At 39.7% G+C, this 13507-nt stretch carries 11 protein-coding genes and 1 pseudogene; 10 read left to right on the top strand and 2 right to left on the bottom strand.

Annotated elements, in window-relative coordinates:
* Nucleotides 1-102 precede the first annotated feature (102 nt).
* From L4D09_RS23120 to L4D09_RS23100, 5 genes and pseudogenes are all read left to right on the top strand, one after another.
* Entirely contained in the window at nucleotides 103-1233 is a 1131-nt protein-coding gene (locus tag L4D09_RS23120) for a serine hydrolase domain-containing protein (protein ID WP_428459895.1), read from the top strand.
* Between the two features lie 89 nt (nucleotides 1234-1322).
* Nucleotides 1323-1529, top strand: a pseudogene (locus L4D09_RS23115) (alternative ribosome-rescue factor A); the annotation flags it as partial.
* 383 nt (nucleotides 1530-1912) lie between these two features.
* On the top strand, nucleotides 1913-2116 hold the full coding sequence (locus L4D09_RS23110) for a hypothetical protein (protein WP_428459894.1): 204 nt from the start codon (nucleotides 1913-1915) through the stop codon (nucleotides 2114-2116).
* Between the two features lie 310 nt (nucleotides 2117-2426).
* Nucleotides 2427-4010, top strand: a complete 1584-nt coding sequence (locus L4D09_RS23105) for an ATP-binding protein (RefSeq protein WP_428459893.1) — start codon at nucleotides 2427-2429, stop codon at nucleotides 4008-4010.
* Nucleotides 4011-4012: 2 nt separating this feature from the next.
* On the top strand, nucleotides 4013-4711 hold the full coding sequence (locus tag L4D09_RS23100) for a response regulator (RefSeq protein ID WP_428459892.1): 699 nt from the start codon (nucleotides 4013-4015) through the stop codon (nucleotides 4709-4711).
* Nucleotides 4712-4804: 93 nt separating this feature from the next.
* Here the strand turns inward: L4D09_RS23100 and nfsB are convergent, their stop codons facing one another.
* The gene (nfsB, locus tag L4D09_RS23095; protein ID WP_428459891.1) at nucleotides 4805-5461 is read right to left on the bottom strand and encodes an oxygen-insensitive NAD(P)H nitroreductase; all 657 of its coding nucleotides are present in this window, start codon (nucleotides 5459-5461) and stop codon (nucleotides 4805-4807) included.
* Between the two features lie 112 nt (nucleotides 5462-5573).
* Between nfsB and L4D09_RS23090 the strand changes: the two genes are divergently transcribed.
* The 5 genes from L4D09_RS23090 to L4D09_RS23070 all read left to right on the top strand — a co-directional run bounded on the left by L4D09_RS23090 (nucleotide 5574) and on the right by L4D09_RS23070 (nucleotide 12229).
* On the top strand, nucleotides 5574-5948 hold the full coding sequence (locus tag L4D09_RS23090) for a winged helix-turn-helix transcriptional regulator (protein ID WP_428459890.1): 375 nt from the start codon (nucleotides 5574-5576) through the stop codon (nucleotides 5946-5948).
* Between the two features lie 659 nt (nucleotides 5949-6607).
* A complete protein-coding gene (dcuC, locus tag L4D09_RS23085) occupies nucleotides 6608-7972 on the top strand; it encodes a C4-dicarboxylate transporter DcuC (RefSeq protein WP_428459889.1) in 1365 nt (454 codons plus the stop codon).
* A gap of 7 nt (nucleotides 7973-7979) precedes the next feature.
* Nucleotides 7980-9332 carry a class-II fumarase/aspartase family protein gene (locus L4D09_RS23080; protein WP_428459888.1) on the top strand — a complete coding sequence of 451 codons (1353 nt, stop codon included), beginning with the start codon at nucleotides 7980-7982 and terminating at the stop codon, nucleotides 9330-9332.
* Nucleotides 9333-9535: 203 nt separating this feature from the next.
* Entirely contained in the window at nucleotides 9536-10156 is a 621-nt protein-coding gene (locus L4D09_RS23075; protein ID WP_428459887.1) for a LysE family translocator, read from the top strand.
* 471 nt (nucleotides 10157-10627) lie between these two features.
* Entirely contained in the window at nucleotides 10628-12229 is a 1602-nt protein-coding gene (locus L4D09_RS23070) for a BCCT family transporter (protein WP_428459886.1), read from the top strand.
* Nucleotides 12230-12469: 240 nt separating this feature from the next.
* On the opposite strand, the gene L4D09_RS23065 is transcribed toward L4D09_RS23070, so the two are convergent.
* A complete protein-coding gene (locus tag L4D09_RS23065) occupies nucleotides 12470-13042 on the bottom strand; it encodes a DUF2913 family protein (RefSeq protein ID WP_428459885.1) in 573 nt (190 codons plus the stop codon).
* Nucleotides 13043-13507: the final 465 nt, after the last annotated feature.

Genomic DNA, 13507 nt, shown 5'->3' with positions numbered 1-13507 from the left:
CTCATTAGCCTGCTAATAATCGCGTAAATTCTCAATTGAGAGAAAAAGGGAAGGCATTACCAGCAACTACGCTTAGTGTGGGTGAATGGTGAGGTGTTTATCGTGAGCAAGTTATGTAAGGTGCTGTGGTTCGCTGCTTTAATAACGATTACAAATCAGAGCGTCGCGGCTAATAATGATGATATAGCACTTAACCTTGATACTTACGTGAAAAAAGCCGTGAAGAAGGGTATTCCCGGCGCATCTTTAGCCGTCATTATCGATGGCAATGTACGTTTATTAAGAGGGTATGGGGTTACGAAGACCGGGGGGGCAAAAAAAGTCAATTCAGCTACAGTGTTTCCTTTGGCGTCTATTTCTAAAACATTTGCCTCGGCTGCAGTATCTATCTTGGTGAATAAAGGCATATTAGAATGGGATACCCATGTTATACCTTATCTCGAAAACATAGAGTTCAGTGATGCTGAACTTGGCAGTGAAGTGACTTTACGTCATTTGTTGTCGCATACTACTGGGTTGGTACCACAAGCATATTCAGACTTATTAGAAGATAATGTGAAATATACGCGCATTTTACAGATGCTTGATCGCGTCAAATTTGTTTGTGATCCTGGTAATTGCTACGGCTATCAAAATATTGTTTATAATCTCAGCGCTGAAATGTTGGCACTTGCCTCTGGTATGGATTACGCCACTTTTGTGAAAGAAAACGTATTCATCCCATTAGAAATGGATCATGCCTCATATGGGCTGGATGCTTTTAAAGCGACGAAAAACCGTGTTGTACCTCATGTAAAAGTGAAAGCGGGTTTTGCGGCAGTTAAGCCTGCACCTTATTATTATCGAGTACCAGCCGCTGCAGGTGTGAATGCCAGTGCGCAAGATCTTGCTAAATGGATGCTGGCGCAATTTGGTCATAACCCAACAGTAATTCGGCCATCTTCATTAGATGTAATGCATAAGCCTCATATTCGCGCAAATCAATATCGATATCGTAAACAGCTTAGTAATGTATATTATGGATTAGGGTGGCGTACGTTTGATTACAAGAAGATTAAAGGCTTTGTTCATCATGGTGGTTGGGTGAAGGGGATTCGAACTGAAATGTTATTTAATACTGAAACGCAGACGGGGATTGTCTTTCTCACAAACTGTGAGACTGATGTAGCGCGTGAGATTGTGTTGCACTTCTTGAAGCTTTATAAAGCGCATTATCAACCGCAAACAAGCTAACACTAGTCAACGGTAGCATGAGCGCGTTAAACTACGGTGTTAGATAGCGAGGCTATCAACCATAAACAAAGATTAAAGAGGATACAGCGATGAGTAAAAAGCGTAAATTGCAGCTGGTAGAGGTTTCTCCAAGCAGCGGTTGTCATGATACCGATTTGGGCCGTGGTATAATTAAAGACAATGCGTTAAAAGCTGCAGTGACGAGTCAGTTGTTTTATACTCGTATTGTGAAATCGAAGAAGGGCAAGGGCAGTTTTCAGCGTAAAGGTAAGCATTCAGGACGAGAGTCCTATTCAATAGCCGCTTAATTTAGCCATTATTGAATAGGACTTTTTCTATCTATCTCTTCTTAAAATACCGCTATTGTGTTTCTCCTCATTATTTGCACATTTCATCCCCAATCCTTCCATATTCAACTCGTATCATTTAAATCAAATCAACAACACGGGGCAGAGTGATGTTTTTGAAAATGATATTCAGTATTTCCATTATCATTCTTTGTGGATGTCAAAATGAAAATAGACAAAAACTGGAAAGTCGTTCGTATCGTGCTGTGACGGTGAAAGTGACAGATGTACTGTCTGATTGTGAGTGTTTTGACAACCTTGGAAAAATGATTAGCTGCAAGATTTTAGGTAAGTTTCACATTGAAGAATGTATTGATTGAGAGGGAAAGATGATGACAAAGTATATAGGCTTATTGATATCGTTTTTTAGTATATATCTAGCCGTTGAGATAGAGGATATTTTATTGATTTCTTTCTCATTACTCGGTTACTTTTCAATTGTTTTAGGGTTTATTGTTGATTCAGTGTCGAGTCAGAAAGAAAAGGAAAAAATAACATCAACAGCTGTTTATAGTGATAAATGGTTTGTAGAGTAGCTTAATCCCCTCTTTTTGTATAACAAGGATAGATATTATTATGAGGACTTTTTCTTTAATACTTTCATTTATATGCTTAATGCTATCATTGCTGTTGAATAACATCGTGGTTACAGCATTATTTATGATTGGTTTTATGCTTTTAATGATTATTGCATTGATAGAGGTCAGTAGTCTAAGAAAAATGAAAAAGCAAATTTACTTTATATATTATTGATTCATCAGAATAACCATATTTAAATAAAGTCTAATAAATATTGAATAATGGTTATAATTAAACTATTACATACTGATTATTAAGAGTCATTAAATGGATACTATGATTCGAAATCTGATATCTGCGATTCAAAATCATATACGATTTCGTGCAATTTTGATGATTGTTGCGACTACGCTTGTCGGATCGATAACACTTATTATGCTAACGAAAATGACCATGAATGAAGGTTTTCTACGTTATGTTAATAGTGAAGAAAAGTTAAGAGTTGAGAAGCTAATTGTCCAATTAGAGAAATATCTTCCTGCTTACTTAGAAAATAGTAGTAATCCACATAGCTGGTGGCCAAAACTCGTTAACTCCACCTTGCCTGAGAGTGCTGAGGAGTGGCAAAGACCAGCATCACCATTAAGTGCTGGCTTTAATCCTAATGAATTGGAACGTAGTCGTATCAGTTCTTTGTCACCTAAGCCCACCATGTTTAATGAACAACCGCGATGGAACATGACTGACGGCAAATTCGTAGATGGAAGCCAGCAGCAAGGCTTTCCGCCAAGGCGAGAAGCTGGGTCATCTTTGTTTGAACACCGTTTAATGCTCCTTGATGCTGATAAAAACCTTATCATTGGAGCGAACAATCACCCAGATGAAATGCTGTATCCTATTACAGCTAATGGCCAAACTATTGCCTTTCTTGGTCATATTCCCCATCAAAAAATCCTTGAAGCAACAGAAGTGCAGTTTGTGCAAGATTTTAATGGCAGTCTCTTATGGATTTGGGTTATATCATGCGGTGTAACCTTAGCAATGGCATATCCTTGGGCGCATGGACTGATTAAAACAGTTGAATCATTTAATGCCAGCGTTCGTCAATTGGCTTTAGGCACTTATAAAACGAGACTACCTATAAAACGACGCGATGAGCTAGGGCATCTTGCGTGCGATATTAATCATCTTGCGAAGGTATTAGAAAAAAATGAAAAGGCTAGGCAGCAATGGATCGCTGATATTTCTCATGAGCTAAGGAACCCACTAGCAATAATGCAGGCTGAAGTTGAAGCGGTGCAGGATGGTGTTAGAGAAAATAGTGATGCAACATTTAAATCATTGCACTACAACGTGATACATCTTTCGCATTTAGTGAATGACCTTTATGAACTCTCTTTAAGTGATATCGGTGCATTGAGCTACAATAAAATTCAAGCATCACCAGTGGCAATGCTTGAACAGTGTGTTGATCTTTATAGCGATGCGTTTGAAGAGAAGACGCTGACACTTGGTCTTCATTATGAAGGTAATCCAGAGTTAATGAGAAATATGATGATTGAACTGGATCAAAATCGGATTCAGCAATTATTTTCAAATTTAATAAAGAATTCTTTGAAGTACACCGATAGTGGTGGGGTTTTGAAAATAGAAGCCCAAATGATTGGTGAGCATAAGTTATTATTTTCTTTTTATGACTCGGCACCAGGTTTATCAGATGACGAGATGAATCAGATTTTTGAACGACTTTATCGTACAGATCGTTCCCGCACTCGGCAAAATAATAATGGTGCAGGGTTAGGTTTAGCGATATGCAATAACATTGCTGATGCACACGGTATGACGTTATCAGCAGAGCATTCTTCATTGGGTGGTGTGTGTATGAAGTTGGTTATCCGCAAGGAAGTGTAGACATGAATGAGCACGTATTAGTCGTTGAAGATGAAATACAATTAGCGACATTAACAGAAGACTATTTAAAAGCATCAGGATTTCAAACAAGTGCTCTTTATGAGGGGTTATCAGTTGTTGAATGGGTAAGAACACATAGTCCTGATTTAATTTTACTTGATGGTATGTTACCTGGTAAAGATGGTGTTGAAATATGCAAAGAGATACGGCAGTTCTCTCAGGTACCTATCATTATGGTTACGGCTAAAGTTGATGAGATAGATAGGCTGCTAGGGCTAGAGATTGGCTCAGATGATTATATTTGCAAACCATGCAGTTTACGAGAAGTCGTAGCTAGGGTGAAGGCGGTGTTACGGCGTCACGCATTAGTGCCTGAAAACCTTGTTCAAACAACAGAATCTAATACTGAGCCGAAAATGGTATTGCAGCTCGACAAAGCTCGATATAAGGCCAAGCTCAGAGGAAAAGAGCTAGAGCTCACTGCTGTTGAATTTGCCATGCTTGATATACTTTCAGCATCGCCTGGAAGGGTATATTCAAGAGGGCAGTTGATGGAAGCAATTTACCGGGACAATCGCATTGTTAGTGAACGTACCATTGATAGCCATATTAAGAAACTGCGTAAGAAGTTCACTGAAATTCAGCCTGATTATGAGCTTATTCATTCCGTATACGGGGCAGGTTATAAACTCGAATATTAACATGAGTAGTTGCACACAATAAAAAAGCGTATTCATATGAATACGCTTTCTAGGTTAGTTAAGTGTTTGCTATTACGATTTATATCGAGCTATTTAAGGCAGGATCGTGAAAATCTCTTCTTCTGGTAATCGAGACTTAGGTAATGCTGCGTTGAAATCTGTCTCTTTACGGTAACCTAAAGCGATAAGTGCAACCGCAGAGTAACCTTTATCAAGTAGACCGAATTCTTCATTTAGCGTTTTGGTATCGACACCTTCGATTGGTAGAGCATCAACGCCAAGCGCACCAGCACCCAGTAATACTGTTCCCATGTTTAGGTAGACTTGTTTTTCCATCCAATGCTGAGCATCTTTCAGATCAAACCGATGCATGTTAACAAACATTGAGCGGCCTTTATGAACGGTTTCTTTAAATGTAGATTCTGCAAAACGTCCATCTTTTTCTTCAGCGTCTAAAAGGTGGCCTAAGTATTCTTCGTCAATTTGGGTTTTTGCACAAAGAAGAATAACGTGAGAAGCATTTAGTACTTTTGCTTCATTGAAAGCAAACAAACCTTGTGTGCCTTTACTGATACGCTTACGACCTTCGTCAGTATCAGCAATGATAAAGTGCCAAGGTTGAGAGTTTACACTTGAAGGGCTAAAACGAAGAAGATCTTTTAATTGAGTAAAAATTTCGCTTGGGATTTGCTTTGTCGCATCAAACTCTTTAGTGGAGTAGCGGGTTTGCACGATATCAGTAAGGTTCATTTAAAGCGTCTCCTGCTTATATATTTATCCTGTTATTGGCGAGCTATGATAGTGTTATGTTCCAAAATCGCAAGTACGCACATTTATGTGCCATAGGTACAAAAAGGATACTATGAAACGAAGTAGGTATGACTCATACGCTTATGAAGGGTGTCCTGTAGAGGCAACATTAGAGCTGTTTAGTGGTAAAGGGAAAGGCATGATTCTTTACCATTTACTCTCTGGAACCATACGTTTTAATGAGTTAAAACGTCGTCTTGGTACTGTGACCCAACGAATGCTGACTAAGCAGTTGAGAGAGTTGGAAGCGTATGGGCTTATTCACCGAGAAGTATACCCAGAAGTACCGCCTAAGGTTGAATATAGTTTGACGGAAACAGGACGTTCACTCGAACCTATTTTACTTGCGTTAAAAGACTGGGGAGAAGAGCATGCACTGCCGACGTTATTAAAAGAAAAGGCGGTTGTAAAATTTGATGAAAGTTAATTTTAGCTAATACTTGCTACAAAGGGGTTGCATTGCCACCCTGGAATAATAATGATAGCTGTGCATTCTCATTTGGTATATAAAGGTGTTATATATCGCCTTTATATAGCATGTAGATAAGAATGGCGAAACGTTTCAATATTGTTTGACGCTTGATCTTTATTTAACATGTTGCTTGATCTGGTCACCAGTCATTCATTTTTTGAAACTTTGAGCCATTATAAATACCCATCGTTATTTATAATGTTCACCTTCTGTAATTAACTCCTTCACAAGTAACATTATGTTACAAATGCGAATATGATGCAGCTCTCAACAGGCGCTGATTATACAATTACTCTAATTAGATATTCAGTAAAATTAAACATGTGGTGCAACGATGAAGACGGAATAAAGATTGCGTTTGATAGGTTAACGCTTTGTTATCGAGAGTGTTAGTCATGGTTGAATTATTTACGGTGATTGTAAGTGTTCTGTTTTTATTGCGCACCGTCAAGTTTTAGGGTTTATAAAGCTGAAGGACTGGCCTTGTATACAAATGTATTGTGTAGACCCATTTGTGTTGTTTCAAACAAGTAAAAAGGTAATTTAACTTGTAATTAATCTTAGGGTTATATGAAACAATAGATATTGTCTGAAGCTACAGAGTGAGAAATATTATGTTCATCCCATTACTATCGCTACCGATTATATTCGGTGCGGGTTTTTTGATTGTTAAAAAATATAATACACAAGCTGCACTGTTCGCAGCTGGTCTTTTAATGATCTTTATTGGTGTTCTATCAGGTAATAGTGACTTTCTACCTGCAGGAACTAATTCGTCAGGCGCCGTTGTTTTTGATTTCTTTCTAGTAATTAAAGCCATTTCCTCATCAACAGTGGCGAATCTTGGTCTAATTATCATGAGTGTAGCGGGTTTCTCTAGCTACATGAATCATATTGGTGCTGCAAATGCGATGGTTCAGGTATCAACCAAGCCACTTTCATTGATCAAAAGCCCATATGTTGTACTAGCACTGACTTATGTACTTGGTCAGGTGCTGAATATCTTCATTCCATCAGCGGTTGGTTTGGCGATGTTGTTGCTTGTTGCAATGTACCCAGTCTTAGTACGTATCGGCTGTACACCAGCATCAACTGCTGCAGTATTAGCAACAACAGCATGTTTGGATTTAGGTCCAGCATCGGGTAACTCATTAAAGGCAGCAGAAGTTATTGGTATTGATGCTGCGGCTTACTTTATCAACCACCAGATTGTTGTTGCACCAGTTGTTATGGCGGTTATCGCGGTTCTTCACTTCTTCTGTCAACGCTGGTTTGATAAGAAAGATGCAGAAAACGGTGTTACTTACGAGCTGAAAGTCGAAGAGAAAGAAGAAACAAGCGCACCAAAATGGTTTGCTATTCTTCCAGTTCTTCCTCTATTAATGTTACTAACGTTCAGTAGCTTTGCGATTGATACCATTAAAGTTGACGTTGTAACAGCAATGTTCGTCAGCCTATTTATCTCGATGGTTTGTGATTTTATTGTCACTCGCAACGGTAAAAAAGTAGCGGCATCATTAAAAGTGTTCCTAGATGGTATGGGCAAAGCGTTTGCAAGTGTTGTATCACTGATTATCGCAGCTCAAACGTTTGTTGTTGGTTTAAGCACTATTGGTTTCATCGGCATGCTATTGGGTGCAACATCAACGGCAGGTTTAGGCTACTTACCAATGGTTATCGTTATGGTATCAATCATTGGTGCCACGGCGCTTCTTTCTGGTTCAGGTAATGCACCGTTCTTTAGTTTTTCTAACCTAGCACCAGAAGTTGCAGGTACGTTGGGTGTATCAACGGCCGCATTCGCACTGCCAATGCAGTTATCATCAGGTATCTTCCGTTCATTCTCGCCTGTTGCAGGTGTTGTTATTGCGTGTGCCGGTGCTGCAGGTGTATCACCAATAGAACTTGTTAAACGTACTGCGATTCCTATGATGGGTGGTTTGGTTGCACTTGTTGCAATGAGCGCGATGTTAGGATAATTAAATTATGAATGAAAATGCGGTCTCTGTATTTGACTCTCAGTTATATTCATCAGTGTTTTCTAACGCGGATATGAAAGCGATTTGGAATGACCAAGCTGTTGTTCAATCGTGGCTAGATTTTGAAGTGGCACTCGCAAAAGTGCAATCAGAAGTCGGTATTATACCCGCTGAAGCATTGGCCTCAATAAAGCAAATTTGTCACTTAGATATAATTGATTGGGAGGAGTTAAATCAGCAGACTGCATTTAATGGCATGGCAATTAAGCCTGTTATTGACCAATTGACCCACGCTGGGGATGAGTACGTTAAGTCTTATCTTCATTGGGGGGGAACGACGCAAGATGTGCTTGATACGGGCCAAGCAATACGACTGAAAAGTACGCTTGATCTAGTTCTGAGTCAATTAGAACAGCTCATTGAAGTATTAGCCAAAATGGCAGATGAGCATCGCCATACTGTAATGGTTGCTCGAACAAACTCACAGGATGCTTTGCCGACAACTTGGGGGTTGCAAGTATCAAGCTACTTATCGGAGTTGATACGCCATAGGCAACGAGTTACTGAACTGTATCCACGAGCATGTACTGGCATGTTTGGTGGTGCGATTGGTAATTTATCGTCACTGGGTGATGATGTCGATGGGCTTATGATTCGTGACCGATTGTTAGCAGCATTAGGCTTAACAGTGCCCAATGGTGCTTGGAATGGCAGCCAAGACAGTATTGTGGAAGTGGTACAAGTTTTTGCGTTAATTCACGGTTCATTAGTCAGAATGGCAAATGATGTGGAGTTGCAGGGGCGTAGTGCTATCGGAGAGCTTGTTGAGGGAGCGAAGGGTGGGGCATCATCAACCATGCCACATAAGTCAAATCCACGTTTAGCGAATATGATCCAGTCATTATCGCGTTTAGGCTGGATGTATGCTTCAGGTGCGCCGTCGTTAATGGATCAGCAAGATATTAGGGCAGCCTCTATGCGTGTCGTGAGCTGGAGTGTAGTTCCTGAGGCGAGTGTTGCTGTTTCAACATCATTAGCGAAAGCTACCGAAATGATGTCGACATTGGGCGTTAATAGCGTACGGATGGAAAAGAATTTTGAGCATTCACGTTATATGATGATGTCTGAGTCGGTAATGATGGCATTGGCGCGGAAAATTGGGCGGGGCCAAAGCTATCAACTGGTGAAGCAAGCTATTGCTGAGCATTCTTGTCAGGCAAAACTATTGCCAGCAATGATGCTGGAGTGCCAAGAAATTAGATTTCACCTAAGTGAATCTGAAATCACTCAAGCCTGTTATCCAAGTAATTACTTGGGTTCGAATGATCAACTCATTGATGAAGTGTTGAGGTCTGTCTAAACCGATAATTTATTCAATTGGTAGCCATGACCATAGAGAGGCGCTGTTATTCATTTAACAGCGCTTTTTTTTGCGTGTTTCTTCTGAGGTTATTGGGATAGGTAGCCTGCGTTACTACTGGTTGAGATTTGAGCCAATAAAACATTTGTGAAAAAAAATAATACCGTTAAAGTGCCGTGTCAGTATTTAGTAGGAGTGGTCACTTGGAATTAGCAGTGTTGTTGGTATTTATTCCAACGTTCTTTTTTGTGTCGATAACCCCAGGCATGTGTATGACGTTAGCGTTAGGGCTTGGTATGAGCATTGGCTTTCGCCGCACTTTATGGATGATGCTAGGGGAAGTCTTTGGCGTTGCATTGGTTGCGATTAGTGCCGTGCTGGGTATTGCTGCAATTATGATTAAAATGCCTTGGTTGTTTATTGCTTTTAAAACAGCGGGTGCACTATATCTGGCCTACTTAGGGCTACAAATGTGGCAATCGCGCGGAAAAATGGCGCTAAGTGACGATAATTTACAGTCAACACAATCCTCAAATTTAGGGTTGTTAGTTCAAGGTTTTGTGACTGCAATTGCTAACCCGAAAGGCTGGGCGTTTATGATTTCGTTACTTCCTCCCTTTATCAATCCTGAGCAATCACTTATTCCTCAACTTAGTGTGCTGGTTGGTATAATCATGTTATCTGAATTTGTTTGCATGTCGTTGTATGCAAGCGGCGGTAAAGCGTTGCGTGCGCTATTAATGAACCAGCAAAACGTTAGTACGATGAACCGTATTTCTGGTAGCTTAATGTTTGGTGTTGCAGTTTGGTTACTCTTGAGCTAATGACAATTGAAGTCTGATTCTAAATAAGTAAATTACATTAGTTCGAGATTATTCTTATGGGGGGAAGCATTATTTCGCCCCATTTCGTGATCCTGTAGAAAATAAGATTTATGCTGTTCAGCGTATTGGCTAGGTAGCCACTGTTATTTAGTGACGATTAAACTTTCAGCTGAAAATTCAAGTGCCAAAGTTGTCTATCCTAGCCATTTGATAGGCATAATTTAGTCAATATGTAGGTTGTTGAAGGTTAAATTTGTTTCGATGTCTAAGTAAAGTTACTCTCTATAAAGTTATCCTATATCAATTTTTCTGATGGATCTATCAACAGATCCTTGGTTTGTAGGGATTTAGCTGGTACTGTACTCGGGAATTCATAAATCAAAACACTTTGAGTACTAACAAAATAATGCAATTTATTAGCAGGCCACCTTTCTGGTGGCTATTAGTACTCTAACGTTTTTAAGAGGATCAATGAGTATAAACAAAGACAAGTACAGTATAGAAAATACTGATTATTCAGTTGGCCAAGACAATGTGGAAAAATGGGGATTTGATGTACATAACCGTGTTTTCGGTTTAAGTGCTGGTTTAATTCTGTTTTTTCTCGTTGYGATATTATTATCAGACGCCTCAACAGCCAATACTGTTCTTAATAATTTTAAATGGCAGGTCATTAATAATTTCGATGGCTTATTTCTGTGGGCCGGTAATATATTCTTATTTTTTTGTTTGTTTTTAATTGTTTCTCCCTACGGTAGAATCAGGTTGGGCGGAGAGCAAAGTGAAACTGAATATTCAATGGTTTCATGGTTATCCATGCTATTTGCTGCTGGTATGGGTATTGGTCTTATTTTCTGGGGGGTTGCAGAGCCTACTGCATTTTTTACTGGCTGGGGCGGAACGCCGCTTGGTGTAGAGGCTTATTCAATTGAAGCTAAAAAAGTTGCATTGGGCGCGACGATATTCCACTGGGGATTACATGCATGGTCTTTTTATGGGGTCATGGCATTAGCACTGGCTTTCTTCTTTTATAATAAAGGTTTGCCTTTATCTGTACGCTCAATATTCTATCCTATTGTTGGTGATCGTACTTGGGGCTGGTTTGGCAATATTATTGACGTCATGACTGTTTTAGTCACTATTTTTGGTATGGCAACATCACTCGGCCTTGGTTCAAAACAAGCTGCGACAGGCTTAAATCACCTTTTCGGTACTGACTACGGCTTAGGGCTACAATTTGCCGTAATTGTATTTGTTACATCGTTAGCCATCGTATCAATCGTCAGAGGAATGCAAGGTGGGGTGAGAATTTTAAGCAATACTAATATCTGCATTGCTTTTTGCTTTCTTATCTTCATGGGCTGTGTTGGCTTTTCGTCGTTTGTGTCTAGCTTGCCGTTAGGGCTAGTGGGTTATATTGAAAATATCATCCCATTAAGTAACCCACATGGCAGGGGGGATGAAGGATGGATGCAGGGCTGGACCGTATTTTACTGGGCTTGGTGGGTTACGTGTGCGCCGTTTGTTGGCATATTTATCGCCAGAATATCTAAAGGCCRGACAATTCGTGAATTCTTATCTGCCGTTATTTTTATTCCTTCCGTAGTGTGTATTTTTTGGATGACGATTTTAGGTGGCATTGCTATCGATCAAGTCATGAATGGTATCGGAGAGCTTGGTGCTAATGGTATTACCGATGTTTCTTTAGCACTATTCCAATTGATTGATGCGTTACCATTTAGCTATGCGATTTCAGCCATTGCTGTTGTTTTAATCATGATCTTTTTTATAACGACTTCTGATTCAGCGTCTTTGGTTCTAGATAGCATTACATCAGGCGGGAAAATTGATACCCCAACACCGCAGCGAGTATTTTGGTCAGTTGTATCAGGTTCAATTGCCGCTGTACTCGTTTGGATTGGTGGTACTGAAGCGATTGAAGCACTTCAGGCTGGCACTATCATAACGGCGTTACCTTTTACATTCGTTTTATTGTTGATATGCGTTAGTTTAATGAAGGGGCTGAGTACAGAACCTCGACCGAAGCAGGCTAAAATCGCAACAGCGAATTAACCAAGAACGATGTTCTGAAGAAGAACAGGAGCCAGTAATGTTTCGTCCTGAATATCACTCAGGAGGGCGTTACTGGCTTTTATTTTAATGGGAAAGGGCGATTCAAAGCGAATATGAAACGGGTTAATTTATTTTATCGTGTTAGTACCGTTAACATAAATGTTTTTCCAATACCCAAATTCGGTCATGAATAATCACTCATTGTGGCGTCATACCCAACGGTGTTTGTGGGTGGCACTTTTACAACCTAAAGAGCTCAACTCTCAGGTGGTTTTCGTCTTCGTATGCGATAACAGATTGAAAATAATCACTTTGTTCTATAGCAGCAGAAAAAATATCTTTGTGATCAGAGCTTCCGATGAAAAGGATCTGGGTCGACTTGATCATTAACCCGTCATCATCAAAACTCGATGTTAAATTTTCATCGACGACACATACTAATACTTCGCCGTATCGAGCATTTAGGTCGATGTCGCGAGCCTGTGAGTATTGCACGTTGGTATTCAGTTGAGACTCTACACCCCCAACAAGCTCAATAAAACGAAACAGATCCGTTGAGCAGGTTTGCAATAGGCCCTCATACTCTTGTTCTATAATTGATTCTAGGTTGGTGCCTGATTTCCGGCCAAGTAAAAGCCATTTCTTAGTTGTTTTTCTAACCGTTCTATATCTGTTGGATTTCACAACTCGTTTAAGTACTTGAACAAGCAGGTTATTCTTTTCTGCTTGTGTTAGGCGTTTGTCGAGTTTTTTAAATTCGAGGTGTAATAAAGCGTTGGTACTAATGTCTAAAAGCAGTTGAGACTGGTTCATTCTTTTACCAAGTTGAAGCGGTATAGCTGAATAATATCATACTATTACCGCTGTAAGATAACTGTCACCTAAGCTCTTTCTTGTTACGGGCAATATTTGATTATGTTTTAAACAATCAGCTGCACCGGCTAGATGGGTAGCAATGGCTTAACCCTATTAAGCTGAGTGTCTTTGCTGCGATTTTGAGACAATTTGAGTTGACGATAGCGGCTATGGTTAATGAATCGATCCTCTAATACTCTTGAGCTCATTAACGAGCTTTGTATGAGGTCTAATTCGAGCAATTAACAATGAATGGAGCCTTATATGGTAAAAATTCTATGGCTCTACATTAAAGCATCTATCTGTATGTTCATCATAGGCTTTGTCGGAACTTTTGTTTATTTACTCGTTGTGTAGTGTATAAAAAAGGCTGCATATTCATGCAGCCTATCATTTAGGTCGAGAAGTAAAAGGGAAGAGGTA

Source organism: Photobacterium makurazakiensis (assembly GCF_050336715.1).
In the GTDB taxonomy this organism is placed as follows: domain Bacteria; phylum Pseudomonadota; class Gammaproteobacteria; order Enterobacterales; family Vibrionaceae; genus Photobacterium; species Photobacterium makurazakiensis.
This window is presented reverse-complemented; position numbering and strand designations above follow the sequence as displayed.